Raw genomic sequence first — 21,013 nt, 5'->3', positions numbered from 1 at the left:
GAGCGATGAAATGGACGTCGCTGCTGGCGATCTATGTCCTGTTCTGGGCGTTCTCGGTCTTCCTCGTCCTGCCCTGGGGCGTGCGGACGACGCATGAGGCGGGGGGCGATTACGTCACCGGCCAGGCCGAGAGCGCGCCGCACGACTTCCGGCTAGGGCGCGTGGCGATCCGCGTGACGATCGTCGCCAGCGTTCTGTTCGCGATTTTTCTGCTTAACTACCATTTCGAGTGGCTGACGCCCGAGACGATCAATGTGTTCGGGCGGCGGCAGATCGGGGCGGAGTAGCGCGCTCCGTTGCACTGGAATGTCGAGCCTCGCCCGACGTGGCGGCGTGGTCCGATTTGGCCTGCTCCAGAAATGAGAAGAGGTTGCCGGGCAGCGTTTCCACGCGCCCGACAACCCCTAAACATGGTCAGCGGCCGGAGAGCTCCAGCCCGGGAGACCATGAGGCCTCTGAACCTCTATAACCGTCTGCGTTGATTGGGGGAAAATACCCCCCGCAGCTGATCGGCGAGGTTAGAAGCCAGTCCCCCGAACGAACTGAACCGACCCCATTGCTGAACCATGAGACATCGGATCACCTCCTTTCGCTTGTTGATAGCCAGTGCCCGTTTCCAGGCACCACCAATGTGTGACACCGGGGGACTGCTTACAAGTCTTGTAATGCGCAATGTTTTAGCCGAGCATTGATGCTTCGCGTCACGCGGATCAGCGGCAATCCTCGATCACGCGGCCCACCTCGGCATAGGCGGGCAGGACCCAGCGCCGCGCTGCTTGCTCGAGCACGAACCGTCCGCGGCTGAACGCGATCGCGTCGAGCAGCGGATCGGTAGCAGCGAGCCGGGCCTGGATCTCGCCAGCGGGCGATGCTGCCAGCGCGATCGCCCGCGTCGTGCTCGACGTCCGTACCGTCAGCGCGCCGGGCAGGGCGCCGAGCAGCGTCAGCACGACCTGTCCCGCCTTGCATCCGATCCGGGCGGCAATCGGCTGGCCGGCGACGCCGAAGGTCGCGGCGCGGGTGGAGGGCGCATAGGTCCAGCTGCCCGGCAACGCCGGCCAGTCGCGCCAATCGTTCGACGGCGGGGGCAGGGCGACGCTGGTCGGAGCAGGCGGTACGGCGACGGGCCGGGGTGCTGGCGGTGCCTTGGGCGGCGCCACGCACCCGGAGACGAGCAGCAGGGCGATGAGGGGAAGGGTTGCGCGCATGGCGCAAGGCTATGGCCCAGCATGCCAGACCGCTCAACCATCGTGCGGGCGCGCGGCGCCGTGTCACGCCGAATGGAACCGGGGGCCGCGCCCGCCTGTTGCCCCCGCCAGTAGTTAATGGAGAGCAAGCTATGGCGACCGAGGCCGCGCCCACCCAGATTTTGATCCAGGCAACCATCAGCGGCGCAATGAAGGTCGAGAGCCGCGATGGCGACAGTGTCGGTCACGTCCATGCCTTCATGGTTCACAAGGGCTCCGGCCGCGTGACGCATGCGGTACTCAGCCTCGGCGGCTTCCTGGGCATGGGCAAAAGCTTCTATCCGCTGCCCTTCTCGCTGTTGAGCTTCGATCCGGTACGCGACCTGTATGTCGTCACCATCGATCGGCGCATGCTGGAGGGCGGGCCGAGTTGGGCGAACAACGCGCCGGTATTCGACCAAGCCTATGCCGATCGCGTCGGGAGCTATTATCAGGTCCGCAGCGAAGACCTGTCGTTGGGCTGATAGCGTACCGACAGGCACCGGCGGGGCAGCGGCGCGTTGACTGTAGGCATATTCACGAAGGACCGCTCATGACGCTCGCCAACCCCGTTCGCTACACCCCCGACGTCGAGGAGATCGCGGCCGACGAGCAGCGCACTGTGCAGCAGCTCAACGAAAGCTTCGACACGATCCTGGAGACGACGGCGGAGGATTATGGCCATGCCGTCCGATCGGTCCATGCCAAGGCGCATGGGTTGCTGCGCGGCCGGCTGACGATCGACGAGGGTCTGGCGCCCGAATTGGCCCAGGGATTGTTCGCGACGCCGGGCGAGCATCCCGTGCTGATGCGCATGTCGACCAACGCCGGCGACATCCTTGATGACGCCATATCGCTGCCGCGCGGGCTTGCGATCAAGGTGCTCGACGTCGATGGCGAGCGGCTGCCCGGCGCGGAGGGGCGGACGCAGGACTTCATCATGGTCAACGGCAAGGTTTTCCAAGCCAAGACCGCAGAGGCGTTCGCCAAGAACCTGAAGCTGCTGGCGGCAACGACCGACAAGGCGGAAGGCGCGAAGAAGGTTCTGTCCACGGTCCTGCGCGGCGTCTCGTCGGCGCTGGGCGCGGTCGGTATCGAAAGCGCGACGATCAACACGCTGGGCGGCGCGCCGCACAGCGAGCCCTTGGGCGAGACCTATTACAGCGCTACGCCCTTCCGCTACGGCGACTTTATCGCGAAGTTCAGCCTGGTGCCCTATGCCGGCGAGCAGCTTCGGCTCGAGGGCAAGACGATCGATCCTGCCGGCCGTCCGAACGCGATCCGCGAGACGGTGCAGCAGGAGATGATGTCGATCGACGCGGCGTGGGAGCTGCGCGTCCAGCTGTGCCGCGATCTGGAAGCGATGCCGATCGAGGATGCGACCGTGGAATGGGATGAGGAATTCAGTCCCTTTCAGCGCGTCGGCATGATCCATGCCGATCATCAGGACAGCTGGTCCGACAAAAATGTCACATTGATCGACGAGAAGACGCGGTTCAGCGTGTGGACCGGGCTGGCGGCGCATCGGCCGCTGGGTAGCATCAACCGGGCGCGTAAGGACACGTACAGGCATTCCGCCGACTTCCGCCAGGCGCGGAACCGCTGTCCGATCCACGAGCCGACGGGTGACGCGACCGGCGGCTGAGCCGGTGGATTTGCGTGCCCGGACCGGCTAGCCCCCGCCCAACGATAGCGAGAGGATAGGGCGATGCCGGGCGTGTGGTTCGACGAATTGTCGGTGGGGCAGCTGTTCCAGCATCCGATCCGGCGGACGGTGACCGAGATGGACAACGTCCTGTTCTCGTCGCTGACGCACAATCCCGCGCAGCTCCACCTCGATGAGGAATATTGCCGCGAGCACACCGAGTTTGGGCAGCGGATCGTCAACAGTTGCTTCACGCTGGGGTTGATGGTCGGCATCTCGGTCGGCGACACGACGCTCGGCACGGCGGTGGCGAACCTAGGGTGGGACGAGGTGCGCTTTCCCAAGCCGCTGTTTCACGGCGACACCGTGCGGGTCGAAACCGAGGTGATCGAACTGCGCGAATCGCGGTCGCGCCCGGATCAGGGGATCGTGACGTTCCGCCACCGGGCCTATAACCAGCACGGCGACCTGGTGGCGGAATGCAAGCGATCGGGCTTGCAGCGCAAGCGGCCGGCCGGCTGATGGATCAGCCCGTTAGCAGCACCGTGGCTTCGTAGGTCAGCGCCGACACCAGCCCGGCGGCAGGCAGCGTCACGAACCAGGCGAATACGATCCGGCTGGCGATGTTCCAGCGCACCGCCGACAGCCGTCGCGCCGAGCCGACGCCGACGATCGCGCCGGTGATGGTGTGCGTCGACGACACGGGAATGCCGCCCATCGTCGCCATGAACAGCGTGATCGCGCCGCCCGTCTCCGCGCAGAACCCCTGCGCCGGGGTCAGCCGGGTGATCTTCGAGCCCATGGTGTGGACGATTTTCCAACCGCCCGACATGGTGCCGAGCGCCATCGCCGCCTGGCACGAAATGACGACCCAGAAGGGCACGTGGAACTCGCCGCCGAGCATGCCCTGGGAGTAGAGCAGCACCGCGATGATCCCCATCGTCTTCTGCGCGTCGTTACCGCCATGGCCGAGGCTGTAGAGCGCGGCCGAGACGAGCTGGAGCTTTCGGAAGCGCTTGTCGACGCCCATCGGCGTCAGTTTGAGGCTGGTCCACGCCACCGCCAGCACGAGCAGCAACGCGAGCATCAACCCGATCGCAGGCGACAGGAAGATCGCCGCCACCGTCTTGGTAACCCCGACCCACACCACCGCGTCGAACCCGGCCTTGGAAATACCGGCACCCAACAGCCCGCCGATCAGCGCATGGCTGGACGAGGAAGGAATGCCGAACTGCCAGGTGATGATGTTCCAGGTGATCGCGCCGATCAAGGCGCCGAAGATCACCTGCGCATCGATGATGTTGGCATCGACGATGCCCTTGCCCACCGTCTGGGCGACATGGAGTCCGAAGACGGCGAAGGCGATGAAGTTGAAGAAGGCGGCCCAGAGCACCGCATGGTGCGGCTTCAGCACGCGCGTCGACACCACCGTGGCGATCGAGTTCGCCGCGTCGTGCAGGCCGTTGAGGAAGTCGAACAGCAATGCCACGCCGATCAGCGCGACAAGGGCGGTCAGCGAGAGTGTCATCTCAGGCGTGATCGATCACGAGACCCTGGATCTCGTTAGCGATGTCCTCGAAGCGGTCGACGATGCGCTCCAGATGGCTGTAGAGCTCGCGCCCGACCATGAAATCCATCGGCTTGTCGCGGTTGGCGACGAACAGCGCGCGAAGACCCGCGGCGTGATAATCGTCGGCCTTGCCCTCCAGTTCGACGAGCCGAGCGGTCAGCGCATGAAGGCGCACGTCGTTGTTGCCGAGCGAACGGAGTAGCGGGATCGCCTCTTCGGTCACCTTGGCGCACTCGACGGTGATCTCGACCATCGCGCGCATCTCGGGCTCGAACGTCGTGACGCCGTAGAGCTCGATCGTCTTGGCGGTCTGGTTCATCTGGTCGATCGAATCGTCCATGACCCCGATTAGATCGGTGATTGCCGACCGGTCGAACGGCGTGACGAATACGCGGCGCACGTCCTGAAGGACGTCGCGGGTGATGTCGTCGGCCTCATGCTCGCGGTCGACGATCTCGGCGATCAGCGCCGGAATGTCGCTGTTGCCGGCAAACAGCCGTTGCAGCGCGTTGGCCCCCGCCACCAGCGTGGCGGCGTGAGCCTCGAACTGCTCGAAAAAGCGCCCCTGTTTGGGCATCAGCGCCTGGAACCAGGCCACCATCGAATTTACCCCTCGTTGATCGCGCGGCTCCATCGGTCCGAGGCGGGCGTCGCGCAAGGCCGAAATGGGCCGTGCGGGCGTCCAGCCCTGAAATGCCCGAAACCGGCGATGTCGCTCAACCTTCCCAAGCCGAACGATGTTACAGGCGCGTGACATCGCTCGTTGGTATATCGATACTAGATCAACGGCGCCCTCGACAGAAGCGAATGTCGCAGGCAACGGGGACGCCCATGAGCCTCGTCCAGCGGCTGCGTGCCGATACCGCCGCCGACCATGATCGGGTCGATGCCCGCTATGCCGGGTTCGAGCTGAGCGATCGGCGCGATTACGCCCGCTTCCTGATCGCGCACGCCCGCGCGCTGCCTGCCGTGGAGGGGGCGCTGGCGACGCGGGCCGGACTGCCGCCGTTTCGCGAGCGCACCAGCCTGCTGGCGGCGGATCTCGCCGATCTGGGCGAGCCGATGCCGGAACCGTTCGACATCGGCCTGGCCACCGACGCCGAAGCATGGGGCGCGCTCTACGTCATCGAAGGGTCGCGGCTGGGCGGGGCGATGCTGGCGCGGCGGGTGCCGGCGGCGTTGCCGTCGCGCTATCTGGCGGCGAAGCACCTGGCGGGCGAGTGGCGGGCGTTGATCCAGGCGATCGACATGGCGCCGATCGATCCGGTGGAGGCGGTGGACGCCGCGCGGCGCGTGTTCGACCTCTATCGGCGCGGTGCCGACGTCACCCCGTAACGCCGGTCAGCCAAGCTCCTCGATCGGCGCGGTGAGCACGACGCGGAGGCCCGGTACATTGTCCTCGAAGGCGATCTCGCCCGACAATCGCTCAACCATCGCGTTCATCATCCGGCTGCCGAAGCCCTCGCCGCTGCCCTTGCCGCGTCCCTCGTCGGCGACGACCAGGCGAAGTCGGCTACGAAACTGGTCGAGCGTGATCTGCAGCGGCCCCGCGGCGCCGTCATAGGCGTATTTGGAAGCGTTGATGACCAGCTCGGTGAGGATCAACCCTAGGTCGATCGCGCGATCGGTGGGCACCAGCAGCGGCGCCGCATCGACGCGGATGCGCGCCGCCCAGTCGGCGCCGAGCGATTCCTTCATGTCGGCGACCAGCTCATCGACATAGCGGCCGACGTCGATGCTCTCGACCTGGTCGTCGCGATAGAGGCGGCGGTGGACGAGGGCGACGGCGGAAAGCCGCGCCTGCGCCTCGGTGAGCTGATCGGCGACGGGGCCCGCGCCCGCCGCTCGCGCCTGAAGCCGCAGGAACGCGCCGACCAGCTGGAGGCTGTTCTGCACGCGGTGGTTCACCTCGCGCATCAGCACGTCCTTCTGGCCGAGCAGCGCATCCTTGTCAGCGAGCGTCCGTTGCAGCGCTTCGTTGAGGCGGCGGACGTGAAGGCGCTGGGTCGCGTCGTGGAAATGGCGGCGCAGGCGATGCGCGGCCTCGACCTCTTCCAGCGTCCAGCGGCGCGATTGGCCGCGAACCAGCTCGGTCCAAGATTCGAACGAGGCCCGCGGGGTCAGCGTCTCGCCCTGCTTCAGCGCGGCCGCCTTGTGCGGATTGCCCGCCCACTCGACCTCCTGAAGCTGCTCGGCGCGGAACCACAGCACCACCGCGCCGTCGTCGACCATCGGTACGGCAAGGAGCCCGCTGGCATGCGCCCGCTCGGCGAGCGCATTGGGCCACAGCGCCTCCAGCCGGTGAGTCACGACGGGCTCGCCGCCACGCCCGCGCACCCATGCCGCCAGCTCGGCGATGAAGGCGGCGGCAGGGCAGGTGCCGTCGGCGAGGACGCGATCGCCCACCACCATCGCCAGCCCGTCGGCGCGCAGCATCTGGCGCAGCTCGGCCTTCACCGCCGGAAAGGTGCGCACCAGATCGTCGCGCTCGAGCTGCGGGATCACGACGTCCTCGACGCCGCGCAGGCGCAGCCGCTCGCGGTAGGACTCCGCCTCCTCCTTGGCGCGGATCTGGCGTGCCAGCCCGCTCGCCAGCGTCGCCGCGGTGGCGCGGACGTCGGGCGGCAGCAGTCGTTCGGTGCGGTGGTGGCAGGCGATCAGCCCCCACAGCATGCCGTCCTTGACGATCGAGATCGACGCCGACGCGCTGATCCCCATATTCGCCATATATTGAAGATGGATCGGCGACACGCTGCGCACGGCGACATCGCTGAGGTCGAGGCCCGCGAAGCTGTCCGGCCGAAGCGGGGCGGGGGTGTAGTGGATCGTCGGGATCGCGCGGGCACGGTTGCGCACGTAGAGGGCGCGGGCCTGGCGCGGGATGTCGCTGGCGGGGAAATGATGGTGCAGGAAGCTGCCGAGCGCGGGATCGCGATCCTCGGCCACGACGCGCCCGGCATCGTCGTCGAGGAAGCGATAGATCATCACCCGATCGAACCCGGTCAGCTGGCGAAAGGCGATCGCGGCACGATCGAACAGCGATTGCAGGTCGCCTGCACGCTCAAACCGGTGGACCGTCGCGTCGAGCCAGGCGATCGTCGCGGCGGGGGTGATCCCCTCCGCCGGGGTCGGCTCCAGCTCGACCAGGACATGCTCACCGCTGTGGTGGACGGTCGCGGAGAAGCGTTCGGACGTGCCCGCCACGGTGACCGGCAGCGGCGCGGACGCATCGTCGCCGACCAGCTCCACCGTGGTGCCGAGCAGCGTCGCCAGCGGCTGTCCCATCCACGGGTCGGCCAGCCGACCCTCGAGGTCGCCGGCCCCCGCCACGACGGTCCCGTCGCGCGACGCGACCAGCAACAGGCCATGCGGCTGGATCGCGCCGGGAATGTGGATCGGTTCACGATCGCACGCAGTCACGTCGGCAGTGGGAAGGGGAGCGTGCATCAGGACATCCGGCAGTCAGCATTCGACCATGCGCGAGCCCGCCTGAACTGGCAATTGATCGTCGTCATAGCCTATGTTCCCGTTCGTCCCATGTATAGGCGTTAGCGGCACCCTTTGATGAGGCGGTGCGTTCGGGGTCGCGATGATCAAGCTGTTCCATGTCAGTGACGTGCATTTCGGGGCGGAGGATCCCGACGCGATCGCCTGGTTCTCGTCTTGCGTGGCGGCGGAGAAGCCCGATGCGGTCATCATGACCGGCGACCTGACGATGCGGGCGACGCGGGCCGAGTTCAAGCAGGGCGGCGACTGGCTGCGCAGCCTGGGCGTGCCAGTGACGCTGGAGGTCGGCAACCATGACATCCCCTATTACTGGGACCCGCTGCGCCGGCTGTTCGCGCCGTATCAGCGCTATGCCGCCGTCGAGAAGATGATCGAGCAGCCGCTCGACGTGCATGGCGTGACGGTGGTGCCGCTGAAGACGACGGCGCGGGCGCAATGGCGGTGGAACTGGTCGAAGGGGCGGGTGAGCAAAAGCTCGCTGCGCCGCGCGCTGGCGCTGATCGAGGAGACGCCGAAGGACCATCTGATCCTGGTCGCGGCGCACCACCCGCTGATCGAGGGGCCGACCAAGGGCACCGCCAAGACCCGGCGCGGCGACGAAGCGCTGGACGCGCTGGCGGCGGCGGGCGCGCATGCGGTGCTGTCGGGCCATGTCCACGACCCCTTCGACGTCCCGATCGACCGCGACGGGCGGATCATCCGCATGGTCGGGGCGGGGACCCTGTCGCGACGGACGCGGCATACGCCCGCCGGGTTCAACGAGATCCGGGTCGAGGGACTCGGGTTCGAGACGATCGCACGGACGCAGGACGACAAGCCGGCGGTGGTGATTACCGAGCGTTGAGGCGCGCGAATGTTGAGACTCTTCACACTCGAAAGCGCTTCTCTCGGCGTCTTCGGGTATCCGTATACCCGAAGTTCCTGAAAGTCGCACCGACCCGCGTGCGCGCGCGGGGAAGGGGGCGAATCACATTCTTGCCAAGTCCGGCCGAGGCCGATCGCGACATGACAGTTCAAAGAGCGGGGGGACGATCTCAAATTTTGATCGTGTAGGAAAGTCTGCGGTCGATCAGGTGGCGACTGCGGATCTTTGTCGCATCGGGACGGAGCAATTGGGAACGGGCCTGCGCCGCGCGATGCTGGCCGACACGGCTGAAACGCAGTCGACCTGTTACGGATGCTCTATGGGCAGGCCGTCAAGATTTTGGAAGGATTGCAATGCTGCCAAGCCCCGGTTGCGTCGATTGGTACGCCGGCTTCCTTTCGCTCCGAATAGCGATCGACCAGTCGCGCGGTATGCGGACGCAACAGCACCGTGAAGCGCACCAGTTCCTCCATCACATCCACGATGCGGTCGTAATAGCTTGATGGCCTCATGCGGCCGGCATTGTCGAACTCGTCGAACGCCTTGGCAACCGACGACTGGTTGGGGATCGTCACCATCCGCATCCAGCGGCCCAGCACGCGTAAGCTGTTGACGCTATTGAACGACTGCGATCCGGCCGACACCTGCATGACCGCGAGCGTGCGGCCCTGCGTCGGGCGCATTCCGCCCATGCTGAGCGGCAGATGATCGATTTGCAGCTTCATGATGCCGGTGATCTGGCCGTGACGTTCGGGGCTGCACCACACCTGCCCCTCCGACCACATCGACAGCTCGCGCAGTTCATGGACGGCAGGATGATCGTCACCGGGATATTGGTCCGGCAGCGGCAGCGTCGCCGGATCGAAGATGCGCGTTTCGCAGCCGAAGAAGCGGAGCAGCCGGGCCGCTTCCTCGATGCACAGGCGCGAATAGGATCGCTCGCGTAGCGACCCGTAGAGCAGCAGGATGCGGGGCGGCGGATCGCCAGCGCCCAGTCCGAGAGCGGGTCGATCAAGCGCATAGCGCCGATCGAGTGCTGGCAAATGGTCGGGGTCGGCAAGGTCGCGGAGAGGCATCAGGCAATCCCAATTCGCAGCGCGAGCGCCGCCAGCGTGATGAGCAGGACGGGCACGGTCAGCGTGACCCCCACCCGGAAATAATAGCCCCATCCAATGCGCACGCCCTTCTGCCCCAGGACATGCAGCCACAGCAGCGTCGCGAGCGAGCCGATCGGGGTGAGCTTGGGACCGAGATCGCAGCCGATCACGTTGGCGTAGATCATCGCTTGCCTGACCGCCCCGGTCGCGTGCGTCGCGTCGATCGACAGCGCCCCCACCAGCACGGTCGGCATGTTGTTCATCACCGACGACAGGACCGCCGCGATGACGCCCGTACCCAGCGCGGCACCCCACACGCCACCTTGCGCGGTGCGATCGAGCAGCGCCGCCAGATGATCGGTCAGGCCGGCGTTCCGCAGGCCGTAAACGACGAGATACATGCCGAGCGAGAAGATCACCACCTGCCAGGGCGCGCCGCGAAGCACCTTGCCGGTCTGGATCACATGGCCCCGCCCCGCGATCACCAGCAGCAGGATCGCGCCGGCAGCGGCCACGGCGCTGACCGGCATGCCGAGCGGTTCGAGCAGGAAAAAGCCGGCGAGCAGCAGTGCAAGAACGATCCATCCGGCGCGGAAGGTCGCGGCATCGCGGATCGCGTCACGCGGCGCGCGCAGTGCCCCCACGTCATAGTCCGCCGGTATGTCGCGCCGGAAGAACAGCACCAGCGCGCCCAGCGTGGCCGCGATCGACACGAGGTCGACCGGCACCATCACGGCCGCATATTCGCCGAACCCGATCTTGAAGAAGTCGGCCGACACGATGTTGACGAGGTTCGACACGACCAGCGGCAGGCTGGCGGTGTCGGCGATGAACCCCGCCGCCATGACGAACGCCAGCGTCGCCTTGTCCTTGAACCCCAGCGCCCGCAGCATGGCGATGACGATCGGCGTCAGGATCAGCGCCGCGCCGTCATTGGCGAATAGCGCCGACACTGCCGCCCCGAGCAGCACGATCAGGACGAACAGCCGACGACCATGCCCCCCGCCCCAGCGGGCGACGTGCAATGCCGCCCACTCGAAGAACCCGGCTTCATCGAGCAACAAGCTGATGACGATGATCGCGACGAACGCGGCGGTCGCGTTCCAGACGATGCCCCACACCACCGGTACGTCGGACAGCGTGACGACGCCCGCGAGCAGCGCCACGACGGCCCCGCCCAACGCGCTCCATCCGATCCCGAGACTCTTGGGTTGCCAGATGACAAGCGCGATCGTCGCGACGAAGATCAGGACGGCAAGGAGCATCAGGCGACGCGCTGGCCCGAGGCATCGACTAATTGCTCGCCGTCTTCCTTCGCGAACGCGCCGAGCTGGTCGCTCGGCAGCAGGTCGAGGACGGCTTCGGATGGCCGGCACAGCTTCACGCCGAGCGGCGAGACGACCAGCGGCCGGTTGATGAGGATCGGATACGCGATCATCGCGTCCACCAGCGCCTCGTCGGACAGCGACGTGTCGCCCAGGCCCAGCTCCGCATAGGGCGTCCCCTTCTCGCGCAGTAGCTCGCGCGGCGTCATGCCGGCGCGGTCGATCAGCTCGACCAACAGCGCGCGCGAGGGCGGGGTCTTCAGATACTCGACCACATGCGGCTCGATGCCGGCATTGCGGATCAGTCCAAGGGCGTTGCGGGACGTGCCGCATTCGGGGTTGTGATAGATGACGATATCGACGGCCACGGAGCGTCCTTTCAGCAGCAGGGGGTAAGTTCGGCGACGAGGGGCGCGCACAGTTCCGCGTTGCCCGCGCAGCAGTCCTTGACGAGGAAGAGTGTCAGCGCGCGCAGGCCATCCAGATCGGCCCGGTAGACGATTGAGCGGCTATGCCGTTCGAAGCGGACCAAGCCGGCGCGCGCGAGGATGCCGAGATGCGCCGACATGGTGTTCTGTGGCACGCCGAGCTGGCGGGCGATGTCGCCAGCCGCCATCCCGGTCGGTTCGCGGCGAACCAGCAGGCGAAACACGTCGAGGCGAGTCCCTTGCGCTAACGCACCGAGCGCAGCGATAGCCGAGTCTTTCTCCATATATCTAGCATAACAGATATATGCCGCGGTGCCACCCTAATTGGCTCATGCCGGATCAGGTGGTTTTCCGTCCGACCAGAATGACCGCCTGAGGCGTGGAAGCGTTTCAAACTTACAAAAAAGCCGCCGCCCGGCATCCCGGACGGCGGCTCTTTCGTGTCGGGCTACCCCCGAACCTCAGGCGATCACTCGCCCGTGTTCAGATACTCGCCGGCGGCCTCGTCGCTGCCGTCGCCCGAGGGGACGACGCTGGCGAGGGGATCGTCACCCGTGCCCGCGTCGTCGCGGCGCGAGCGCTGCTCCTCGGCGGCGCGCAGCTCGGCCGCGCTCTCCGGGGCGACGATCGCCGCCTGGAGCGCGCGCTGCTGGGCGCGGAGCGCGACGTCGCGGCTGGTGGCCGCGACACGGAGGCGGTTCATGCCCGCACCCGTACCCGCCGGGATCAGCCGGCCGACGATGACGTTCTCCTTCAGGCCCATCAGCGTGTCCTGCTTGCCCTGGACCGCCGCCTCGGTGAGGACGCGGGTAGTCTCCTGGAACGACGCGGCCGAGATGAACGACCGGGTCTGCAGCGACGCCTTGGTGATGCCGAGCAGCACCGGCTTGCCCTGCGCGGGCTGCTGGCCCTTCTCGAGCTTCTCGTTGGTGGCGTCCATTTCCTCGCGATCGACCTGCTCGCCCTTCAGCAGCGTGGTGTCGCCGCCGTCGGTGATCTCGACCTTCTGCAGCATCTGACGAACGATCGTCTCGATGTGCTTGTCGTTGATCTTCACGCCCTGGAGACGATAGACCTCCTGGATTTCCGCGACGAGATACTCGGCGAGGGGCTCGACGCCCATCGTCTCGAGGATGTCGTGCGGGTTGGGCGAACCGCCGATCAGGTTGTCGCCACGCTTGACGTAGTCGCCTTCCTGAACGTCGATGACCTTCGACTTGGGCACCAGATACTCGACGACGTCGCCGCCATCCTCGGGCTGGATGCCGATCTTGCGCTTCGCCTTGTAATCCTTGCCGAACACGACGCGGCCCGAGACCTTGGCGATGATCGCCGCCTCCTTCGGGATACGCGCCTCGAACAGCTCGGCGACGCGCGGCAGACCGCCGGTGATGTCGCGGGTCTTGGCGGATTCGCGAGCGACGCGGGCAAGAACGTCACCCGCCTGGACGGTGGCGTTGTCCTCGACCGACAGCACCGCACCCGGTGCCAGCATGTAGCGCGCAGCCTCGCTCTCGTCCGAACCCGTCAGGGTCAGGCGAGGACGAAGATCCTCCTTCGACTTGGTCGAGGTGCGATACTCGATGACGACGCGCTGGGCGATGCCCGTGGCCTCGTCGGTCACCTCGGTCAGGGTCTTGCCCTCGAGCAGATCCTGATACTTCACGACACCCGCGGTTTCCGTGATCACCGGCATGGTGAACGGATCCCACTCGGCCATGCGATCGCCCTTGGTCAGCACGTGACCGTCGTCGAACATCACATACGCGCCGTAGGGGATACGGTGCGTCGACAGCTCGCGGCCGTCCATGTCCTCGATCACGATCTCGCCCGAGCGGCTGAGCACCACGCGGCGACCACGCTGGTCGAGGATGACGCGCAAGTCGCGGAACACGGCGGTGCCGTCGACCGGCGCCTCCAGGTTCGACTGCTCGTTCAGCTGCGCCGCGCCGCCGATGTGGAAGGTACGCATCGTCAGCTGCGTACCCGGCTCACCGATCGACTGCGCCGCGATGACGCCGACCGCTTCGCCGATGTTCACCGGCGTACCGCGGGCGAGGTCACGCCCGTAGCACTTGCCGCAGACGCCGATCTTGCTTTCGCAGACCAGCGGCGAGCGGATCTTCATGCCCAGGATGCCCAGCGCCTCGATCTGCGCGATCATCGGCTCGTCGAGCAGCGTGCCCGTCGGGATGACGACCTTGCCGGTCTTGGGATCGACCACGTCCTCCATCGTCGTGCGGCCGAGGATGCGCTCGCCCAGCGATGCGATGGTCGAACCGCCCTGGACGATCGCCTTCATCTCCAGCGCGCGCTCGGTGCCGCAATCCTCCTCGACGATGACGCAATCCTGCGACACGTCGACGAGACGGCGGGTCAGGTAACCCGAGTTCGCCGTCTTCAGCGCCGTATCCGCCAGGCCCTTGCGGGCGCCGTGGGTCGAGTTGAAGTATTCAAGGACGGTCAGGCCCTCCTTGAAGTTCGAGATGATCGGCGTCTCGATGATCTCGCCCGACGGCTTGGCCATCAGGCCGCGCATGCCGGCCAGCTGCTTGATCTGCGCTTGGCTGCCGCGAGCACCGGAGTGGGCCATCATGTAGATCGAGTTGATGGGCTTCTCACGGCCCTTCATCGGCCCGTCCTCGTAATGGCGGACGGCCTTGATCTCGTTCATCATCGAGTTGGCGACCTGGTCGCCGCAACGGCTCCAGGCGTCGATCACCTTGTTGTACTTCTCCTGCTGCGTGATCAGGCCGTCCTGATACTGCTGCTCGAAGTCCTTCACCTGGTCGCGCGTCTCGTCCACCAGCGCATCCTTGTCGGGCGCGATGATCATGTCGTCCTTGCCGAACGAGATGCCCGCCTTGAACGCGTGGCGGAAACCGAGCGACATGATCGCATCGGCGAACAGCACGGTCTCCTTCTGGCCGGTGTGACGATAGACCTCGTCGATCACGTCGCCCACGTCCTTCTTGGTGAGGAGGCGGTTGACGATCTCGAACGGGACCTTGTGGCTCTTGGGCAGGGTCTCGCCGAGCAGCATGCGGCCCGGGGTCGTCTCGTAGCGCTTGAGGTAGGTCTGGCCCTTCTCGTCGGTCTGCGGCACGCGGCTGATCACCTTGGTATGCAGCGTGACGGCGCCGGCGTTGAGCGCCTGATGCACCTCGGCCATGTCGGCCAGCAGCATGCCTTCGCCCGGCTCATTCTCCTTCATCATCGACAGATAATAAAGGCCAAGCACCATGTCCTGCGACGGCACGATGATCGGCTTGCCGTTGGCGGGCGACAGGATGTTGTTGGTCGACATCATCAGGACGCGCGCTTCCAACTGCGCCTCGAGGCTCAGCGGAACGTGGACGGCCATCTGGTCGCCGTCGAAGTCGGCGTTGAATGCGGAGCAGACCAGCGGGTGGAGCTGGATCGCCTTGCCCTCGATCAGCACCGGCTCGAACGCCTGGATGCCCAGGCGGTGGAGCGTCGGCGCGCGGTTCAGCATGACCGGATGCTCGCGGATCACCTCGTCCAGGATGTCCCAGACTTCCTTGCGCTCCTTCTCGACCCACTTCTTGGCCTGCTTCAGGGTCATCGACAGACCCTTGGCGTCGAGGCGCGCGTAGATGAACGGCTTGAATAGCTCGAGCGCCATCTTCTTGGGCAGACCGCACTGGTGCAGCTTCAGCTCAGGCCCGGTCACGATGACCGAACGGCCCGAATAGTCGACGCGCTTGCCGAGCAGGTTCTGGCGGAAGCGGCCCTGCTTGCCCTTCAGCATGTCGCTGAGCGACTTCAGCGGACGCTTGTTGGCGCCGGTGATCGTGCGACCGCGGCGGCCGTTGTCGAACAGCGCGTCGACCGCTTCCTGCAGCATGCGCTTCTCGTTGCGGACGATGATGTCCGGCGCGCGCAGCTCCATCAGCCGCTTCAGGCGGTTGTTGCGGTTGATGACGCGGCGATACAGGTCGTTGAGATCCGACGTCGCGAAGCGGCCGCCGTCGAGCGGCACCAGCGGGCGAAGCTCGGGCGGAATGACCGGGATGACCTCGAGGATCATCCACTCCGGCCGGTTGCCCGATTCCAGGAAGCTCTCGACGACCTTCAGGCGCTTGATGATCTTCTTGGGCTTCAGCTCCGACTTGGTCGTCGCCAGCTCTTCCAGAAGGTCGCGCTTCTCGCCCTCGAGGTCGAGGTTCTCGAGCATGATGCGGACGGCCTCGGCGCCGATGCCGGCCGAGAAGGCGTCTTCGCCATACTGGTCCTGCGCGTCGAGCAGCTCGTCCTCGGTGAGGAGCTGATACTTTTCGAGCGGGGTCAGGCCCGGCTCGATCACGATATACGCCTCGAAGTAGAGGACGCGCTCGAGCTGCTTTAGCTGCATGTCGAGCAGCAGGCCGATGCGGCTCGGCAGCGACTTCAGGAACCAGATGTGCGCGACCGGGGCGGCGAGCTCGATATGGCCCATCCGCTCGCGGCGAACCTTCGAGACGGTGACCTCGACGCCGCACTTCTCGCAGACGATGCCCTTGTACTTCATGCGCTTGTACTTGCCGCACAGGCACTCGTAATCCTTGATCGGACCGAAGATGCGCGCGCAGAACAGGCCGTCACGCTCGGGCTTGAACGTGCGATAGTTGATCGTCTCGGGCTTCTTGATCTCGCCGAACGACCACGAGCGGATCTTGTCCGGCGATGCGATGCCGATCTGGATCTGGTCGAAGGTCTCGGGCTTCGCGACCGGGTTCGCGAAAGGGGTCATCTCGTTCATAACTTGTCCTCGTGTGCGAGGGAAAACCAAAACTGCCGTTCGTGCTGAGGAGGCATTGAGCGAAGTCGAAATGCCGTCTCGAAGCACATGGGTCGTGAGACCCACCGTGTCCTTCGAGACGCGCCTTCGACTGCGCTCAGTCGCTCCTCAGGACGAACGGAAAGGGCAAGATCATTCAGCCGCCTCGGCCAGCCCGTCGTCTTCCTCCATGGTGCGGAGGTCGACGTTGAGGCCGAGCGAGCGCATTTCCTTGACGAGCACGTTGAAGCTCTCGGGGATGCCGGCCTCGAAGGTGTCGTCGCCCTTGACGATCGCTTCGTAGACCTTGGTGCGGCCGACGACGTCGTCCGACTTCACCGTCAGCATCTCCTGCAGCGTGTAAGCGGCGCCGTACGCCTGGAGCGCCCACACCTCCATCTCGCCGAAGCGCTGGCCGCCGAACTGCGCCTTGCCGCCCAGCGGCTGCTGAGTGACTAGGCTGTACGGCCCGATCGAGCGTGCGTGGATCTTGTCGTCGACGAGGTGGTGGAGCTTCAGCATGTAGATGATGCCCACCGTGACCTTGCGGTCGAACTTGTCGCCCGTCCGGCCGTCGAACAGGTCCGACTGGCCCGACGTGTCGAGACCCGCCAGCTCCAGCATGTCCGACACGTCCTTCTCGACTGCACCGTCGAACACCGGAGTGCCCATCGGGATGCCGTTCTTCAGGTTCTGCGCCAGCTCGATGATCTCCTGGCCGTCGCGGGCCCGGATATCCTCGAGATAGTGATCACCGTAGACCTCCTCGAGCCGGTTCTTGACCGCGTCGGGCATCGCGCCCGCCTTGGCATCCGGGTTGGCCTCGCGCCACTCTTCGAGCTGCGCCGCAACCTGCATGCCGAGGTTGCGGGCCGCCCAGCCGAGATGCGTCTCGAAGATCTGACCGACGTTCATGCGGCTCGGCACGCCCAGCGGGTTGAGCACCAGGTCGACCGGCGTCCCGTCGGCGAGGAACGGCATGTCCTCCTGCGGCAGGATGCGGCTGATGACGCCCTTGTTGCCGTGACGGCCGGCCATCTTGTCGCCCGGCTGCAGCTTGCGCTTCACCGCGACGAAGACCTTGACCATCTTCAGCACGCCCGGCGGCAGCTCGTCGCCCCGCTCCAGCTTCTCGCGACGATCCTCGAACTTCTCGCGGATCAGCTTGGCGGCGTCGTCATACTGCGCCTTCACCGCTTCCAGGTTGGCCTGGACGGCGTCGTCCTGCACCGCGAACTTCCACCACTCGTGGCGGTCGACGCTGTCCAGCACGTCCTGGGTGATCTCCGAGCCCTTCTTGACGCCCTTGGGGGCGCCGGTCGCGACCTGGCCGATCAGCATCTCGCGCAGCCGCGACCAGGTGGCGCGGTTGAGGATGGTGCGCTCGTCGTCGGAGTCCTTGCGCAGACGCTCGATCTCCTCGCGTTCGATCGCCAGCGCGCGCTCATCCTTGTCGATACCGTGGCGATTGAAGACGCGGACGTCGACGATCGTACCCGACACGCCCGGCGGCAGGCGAAGCGACGTGTCGCGCACGTCCGATGCCTTCTCGCCGAAGATGGCGCGGAGGAGCTTCTCTTCCGGCGTCATCGGGCTTTCGCCCTTCGGCGTGATCTTGCCGACCAGGATATCGCCCGGCTCGACCTCGGCACCGACATAGACGATGCCCGCCTCGTCGAGGTTGCGCAGTGCTTCTTCGCCGACGTTCGGGATGTCGCGGGTGATGTCCTCCGGCCCGAGCTTCGTGTCGCGGGCCATCACCTCGAACTCGTCGATGTGGATCGACGTGAACACGTCGTCCTTCACGATCCGTTCGGAGATGAGGATCGAGTCCTCGTAGTTGTACCCGTTCCACGGCATGAACGCGACGAGCGCGTTGCGGCCGAGCGCGAGCTCGCCGAACTCGGTTGAGGGACCGTCGGCGATGACGTCGCCGGCGTCGACCACGTCGCCCACCTTCACCAGCGGACGCTGGTTGATGCAGGTCGACTGGTTCGAACGCTGGAACTTCATCAGGCTGTAGATGTCGACGCCCGACTTGCCGGCGTCGATCTCACCCGTCGCGCGCACCACGATACGCGACGCGTCGACCTGATCGACGATGCCCGCACGCTTGGCCGAGATCGCGGCGCCCGAATCGCGCGCCACCGTCTCTTCCATGCCGGTGCCGACGAACGGCGCCTCGGCCTTGACCAGCGGCACCGCCTGGCGCTGCATGTTCGAGCCCATCAGCGCGCGGTTGGCGTCGTCATTCTCCAGGAACGGGATCAGCGACGCGGCGACCGACACCAGCTGCTTCGGGCTGACGTCCATCAGCGTGATCGTTTCGGGCAGCGCCATCAGGAACTCGCCCGCCTGACGCGCGGAGACCAGCTCCTCGACGAAGCGGCCATCCTCGTCGGTGGCGGCCGACGCCTGCGCGACGGTGTGCTTCTGCTCCTCCATCGCCGACAGGTACACGACCTCGTCGGTCACCTTGCCGTCGATCACCTTGCGATACGGCGTCTCGATGAAGCCGTACTTGTTGACGCGGGCGAAGGTCGACAGCGAGTTGATGAGGCCGATGTTCGGGCCTTCCGGCGTCTCGATCGGACAGATGCGGCCATAGTGGGTCGGGTGGACGTCGCGAACCTCGAAGCCCGCACGCTCACGCGTGAGGCCGCCCGGCCCGAGCGCCGAGACGCGACGCTTGTGCGTCACTTCGGAGAGCGGGTTGGTCTGGTCCATGAACTGTGACAGCTGCGACGAGCCAAAGAACTCGCGCACCGCGGCGACCGCGGGCTTGGCGTTGATCAGGTCGTTCGGCATGACCGTCGACACGTCGACCGACGACATGCGCTCCTTCACCGCGCGCTCCATGCGCAGCAGGCCGACGCGATACTGGTTCTCCAGCAGCTCGCCCACCGAACGCACGCGGCGGTTGCCGAGGTTGTCGATGTCATCGATCTCGCCCTTGCCGTCCTTCAGGTCGACAAGGGTCTTGATGACCGACAGGATGTCCTCGGTACGCAGCGTCGTCACCGTGTCCTCGACGTCGAGGTCGAGACGCATGTTCAGCTTGACGCGGCCGACGGCCGACAGGTCGTAGCGATCGGGATCGAAGAACAGGCCGGCGAACAGCGCCTCGGCTGTCTCCAGCGTCGGCGGCTCGCCGGGGCGCATCACGCGGTAGATGTCCGACAGCGCCTGCTCGCGCTCCTCGGCCTTGTCCGCCTTCAGCGTGTTGCGGATCCAGGGGCCGGTCGCGACATGGTCGATGTCGAGCAGCTCGATCGAATCGATGCCCGCCTTGTCCAGGCTTTCCAGATTGTCTGGGCCGATCTCGTCACCCGCCTCGACGTAGATCTCGCCGGTCGAGGTGTTGATCAGGTCGAACGCCGAATAGCGGCCGTAGATCTCCTCGGTCGGGATCAGCAGCTCGGTCAGGCCGTCCTTGGCCGCCTTGTTCGCGGCGCGCGGGCTGATCTTCTGGCCGGCGGCGAACACCACCTCGCCCGAGCTGCCGTCGACGATGTCGTAGGTCGGCTTCACGCCGCGCCAGTTCTCCGGCTGGAACGGGATCTTCCAGCCGCCGTCGCCGCGCACGAACGTCAGGCGGTTGTAGAAATAGTTGAGGATCTCCTCGCCGTTCATGCCCAGGGCATAGAGCAGCGTCGTCACCGGCAGCTTGCGCTTGCGGTCGATGCGGACGTTGACGATGTCCTTGGCGTCGAACTCGAAATCGAGCCACGAACCGCGGTAGGGGATCACGCGCGCCGCGAAGAGATACTTGCCGCTGGCATGCGTCTTGCCGCGGTCATGGTCGAACAGCACGCCCGGGCTGCGGTGCATCTGGCTGACGATGACGCGCTCGGTGCCGTTGATGAAGAAGGTGCCGTTCTCGGTCATGAGCGGCATGTCGCCCATGTAGACGTCCTGCTCCTTGATATCGATGACCGACTTGGCCTCGGTATCGGGATCGACCTCGAACGCGGTCAGGCGCAGGGTGACGCGCATCGGCGCGGCATAGGTGATGCCGCGCTGGCGGCATTCCTCGACGTCGAACTTCGGCGGCTCGAGGACATAGTCGTCGAAATCGAGATAGGCGGTGCCCGCGAAATCCTGGATCGGGAAGACGCTGCGCAGCGTCTTCTCGAGGCCCGAGACGTGGCCGGTGCTCTTGTCCGAACGCAGGAACTGCTCGTAGCTCTCGCGCTGGACCTCGATCAGGTTCGGCATCTGCACCACTTCGTGGATGTTGCCGAAAACCTTACGGATGCGCCGCTTGCGCGTGCCGCGCTTCTCCGTGCGGGCGGTGCCGCCGTCGATCGCCTTGGTCGCCATGGGTAATGTGCCTCGTCAGCCAGAATGTCTCGAGCGCAGGACAAGCGACGCAAAAAAGCCGATCGCAAATCCTGCGTCGGCTTGATAGCGTCGTGACCGCGGCATCCTATTCGTACGGGGCACTGCGCGACGGCGCCCCATGTCCCGGATGCTGTGGTGAGGACCGGCATATAAGGGTGGGGCAGGGGAGCGTCAACCGCCGGGAACGCTTTGCCGTGGAACCGAATTAACCATGTCGTGTTCTCGG

Annotated in this window: 15 protein-coding genes and 1 pseudogene; 6 read left to right on the top strand and 10 right to left on the bottom strand. The window is 65.9% G+C overall.

Annotated features, from left to right (window positions below; genetic code table 11):
* The first annotated feature begins 5 nt into the window (after positions 1 to 5).
* Entirely contained in the window at positions 6 to 287 is a 282-nt protein-coding gene (locus tag GGQ80_RS15515; protein WP_183986505.1) for a DUF1467 family protein, read from the top strand.
* Between the two features lie 423 nt (positions 288 to 710).
* Here the strand turns inward: GGQ80_RS15515 and GGQ80_RS15510 are convergent, their stop codons facing one another.
* On the bottom strand, positions 711 to 1,208 hold the full coding sequence (locus tag GGQ80_RS15510) for a hypothetical protein (protein ID WP_183986503.1): 498 nt from the start codon (positions 1,206 to 1,208) through the stop codon (positions 711 to 713).
* 131 nt (positions 1,209 to 1,339) lie between these two features.
* Between GGQ80_RS15510 and GGQ80_RS15505 the strand changes: the two genes are divergently transcribed.
* The 3 genes from GGQ80_RS15505 (at position 1,340) to GGQ80_RS15495 (ending at position 3,393) form a co-directional block, all read left to right on the top strand.
* Positions 1,340 to 1,711, top strand: a complete 372-nt coding sequence (locus GGQ80_RS15505) for a PRC-barrel domain-containing protein (RefSeq protein ID WP_183986501.1) — start codon at positions 1,340 to 1,342, stop codon at positions 1,709 to 1,711.
* Positions 1,712 to 1,779: 68 nt separating this feature from the next.
* Positions 1,780 to 2,871, top strand: a complete 1,092-nt coding sequence (locus GGQ80_RS15500) for a catalase family protein (RefSeq protein ID WP_183986499.1) — start codon at positions 1,780 to 1,782, stop codon at positions 2,869 to 2,871.
* Positions 2,872 to 2,934: 63 nt separating this feature from the next.
* Positions 2,935 to 3,393: a MaoC family dehydratase gene (locus GGQ80_RS15495; protein WP_183986497.1), complete on the top strand. Its 459-nt coding sequence runs from the start codon at positions 2,935 to 2,937 to the stop codon at positions 3,391 to 3,393.
* 4 nt (positions 3,394 to 3,397) lie between these two features.
* Here GGQ80_RS15495 and GGQ80_RS15490 read toward each other — a convergent pair whose 3' ends face one another.
* Both GGQ80_RS15490 and GGQ80_RS15485 read right to left on the bottom strand, forming a co-directional pair.
* Positions 3,398 to 4,399 carry an inorganic phosphate transporter gene (locus tag GGQ80_RS15490; protein WP_183986495.1) on the bottom strand — a complete coding sequence of 334 codons (1,002 nt, stop codon included), beginning with the start codon at positions 4,397 to 4,399 and terminating at the stop codon, positions 3,398 to 3,400.
* Position 4,400: 1 nt separating this feature from the next.
* Positions 4,401 to 5,042 (bottom strand): annotated as a pseudogene (locus GGQ80_RS15485) (DUF47 domain-containing protein); the annotation flags it as partial.
* Positions 5,043 to 5,272: 230 nt separating this feature from the next.
* Here GGQ80_RS15485 and GGQ80_RS15480 point away from each other — a divergent pair.
* Entirely contained in the window at positions 5,273 to 5,776 is a 504-nt protein-coding gene (locus tag GGQ80_RS15480; protein ID WP_183986491.1) for a biliverdin-producing heme oxygenase, read from the top strand.
* Between the two features lie 6 nt (positions 5,777 to 5,782).
* Here GGQ80_RS15480 and GGQ80_RS15475 read toward each other — a convergent pair whose 3' ends face one another.
* A complete protein-coding gene (locus GGQ80_RS15475; RefSeq protein WP_183986489.1) occupies positions 5,783 to 7,888 on the bottom strand; it encodes a histidine kinase dimerization/phosphoacceptor domain -containing protein in 2,106 nt (701 codons plus the stop codon).
* A 142-nt stretch (positions 7,889 to 8,030) separates the two neighbouring features.
* Here GGQ80_RS15475 and GGQ80_RS15470 point away from each other — a divergent pair, with 142 nt between their 5' ends.
* Positions 8,031 to 8,792, top strand: coding sequence for a metallophosphoesterase family protein (locus tag GGQ80_RS15470; protein ID WP_183986488.1), 762 nt, complete (start codon positions 8,031 to 8,033; stop codon positions 8,790 to 8,792).
* A gap of 338 nt (positions 8,793 to 9,130) precedes the next feature.
* Here GGQ80_RS15470 and arsH read toward each other — a convergent pair whose 3' ends face one another.
* The 6 genes from arsH to rpoB all read right to left on the bottom strand — a co-directional run bounded on the left by arsH (position 9,131) and on the right by rpoB (position 20,766).
* The gene (gene arsH, locus GGQ80_RS15465; protein ID WP_183986486.1) at positions 9,131 to 9,889 is read right to left on the bottom strand and encodes an arsenical resistance protein ArsH; all 759 of its coding nucleotides are present in this window, start codon (positions 9,887 to 9,889) and stop codon (positions 9,131 to 9,133) included.
* Positions 9,889 to 11,175: an arsenic transporter gene (locus GGQ80_RS15460; protein ID WP_183986484.1), complete on the bottom strand. Its 1,287-nt coding sequence runs from the start codon at positions 11,173 to 11,175 to the stop codon at positions 9,889 to 9,891. Before GGQ80_RS15460 ends, arsH begins: the two co-directional genes overlap by 1 nt.
* Complete coding sequence (gene arsC / locus GGQ80_RS15455) at positions 11,175 to 11,603, bottom strand: arsenate reductase (glutaredoxin) (RefSeq protein ID WP_183986482.1); 429 nt, start codon at positions 11,601 to 11,603, stop codon at positions 11,175 to 11,177. Before arsC ends, GGQ80_RS15460 begins: the two co-directional genes overlap by 1 nt.
* Positions 11,604 to 11,614: 11 nt before the next feature.
* Positions 11,615 to 11,947, bottom strand: a complete 333-nt coding sequence (locus tag GGQ80_RS15450; protein ID WP_183986480.1) for an ArsR/SmtB family transcription factor — start codon at positions 11,945 to 11,947, stop codon at positions 11,615 to 11,617.
* 185 nt (positions 11,948 to 12,132) lie between these two features.
* Entirely contained in the window at positions 12,133 to 16,425 is a 4,293-nt protein-coding gene (gene rpoC, locus GGQ80_RS15445) for a DNA-directed RNA polymerase subunit beta' (protein ID WP_183986478.1), read from the bottom strand.
* Positions 16,426 to 16,596: 171 nt separating this feature from the next.
* A complete protein-coding gene (gene rpoB / locus GGQ80_RS15440) occupies positions 16,597 to 20,766 on the bottom strand; it encodes a DNA-directed RNA polymerase subunit beta (protein ID WP_183986477.1) in 4,170 nt (1,389 codons plus the stop codon).
* Positions 20,767 to 21,013 lie beyond the last annotated feature (247 nt).

The organism is Sphingomonas jinjuensis (genome assembly GCF_014197105.1).
GTDB lineage: Bacteria > Pseudomonadota > Alphaproteobacteria > Sphingomonadales > Sphingomonadaceae > Sphingomonas > Sphingomonas jinjuensis.
Note: the sequence above shows the minus strand (reverse complement) of the source record. Positions and strands in the feature narration are given on the sequence as shown.

Coding starts and splice junctions, on each gene's coding strand:
- rpoB (WP_183986477.1), bottom strand. CDS start 20,766: ATGGCGACCAAGGCGATCGACGGCGGCACCGCCCGCACGGAGAAGCGC.
- GGQ80_RS15510 (WP_183986503.1), bottom strand. CDS start 1,208: ATGCGCGCAACCCTTCCCCTCATCGCCCTGCTGCTCGTCTCCGGGTGC.
- arsH (WP_183986486.1), bottom strand. CDS start 9,889: ATGCCTCTCCGCGACCTTGCCGACCCCGACCATTTGCCAGCACTCGAT.
- GGQ80_RS15505 (WP_183986501.1), top strand. CDS start 1,340: ATGGCGACCGAGGCCGCGCCCACCCAGATTTTGATCCAGGCAACCATC.
- rpoC (WP_183986478.1), bottom strand. CDS start 16,425: ATGAACGAGATGACCCCTTTCGCGAACCCGGTCGCGAAGCCCGAGACC.
- GGQ80_RS15450 (WP_183986480.1), bottom strand. CDS start 11,947: ATGGAGAAAGACTCGGCTATCGCTGCGCTCGGTGCGTTAGCGCAAGGG.
- GGQ80_RS15480 (WP_183986491.1), top strand. CDS start 5,273: ATGAGCCTCGTCCAGCGGCTGCGTGCCGATACCGCCGCCGACCATGAT.
- GGQ80_RS15515 (WP_183986505.1), top strand. CDS start 6: ATGAAATGGACGTCGCTGCTGGCGATCTATGTCCTGTTCTGGGCGTTC.
- GGQ80_RS15460 (WP_183986484.1), bottom strand. CDS start 11,175: ATGCTCCTTGCCGTCCTGATCTTCGTCGCGACGATCGCGCTTGTCATC.
- GGQ80_RS15495 (WP_183986497.1), top strand. CDS start 2,935: ATGCCGGGCGTGTGGTTCGACGAATTGTCGGTGGGGCAGCTGTTCCAG.
- GGQ80_RS15475 (WP_183986489.1), bottom strand. CDS start 7,888: ATGCACGCTCCCCTTCCCACTGCCGACGTGACTGCGTGCGATCGTGAA.
- GGQ80_RS15490 (WP_183986495.1), bottom strand. CDS start 4,399: ATGACACTCTCGCTGACCGCCCTTGTCGCGCTGATCGGCGTGGCATTG.
- GGQ80_RS15470 (WP_183986488.1), top strand. CDS start 8,031: ATGATCAAGCTGTTCCATGTCAGTGACGTGCATTTCGGGGCGGAGGAT.
- GGQ80_RS15500 (WP_183986499.1), top strand. CDS start 1,780: ATGACGCTCGCCAACCCCGTTCGCTACACCCCCGACGTCGAGGAGATC.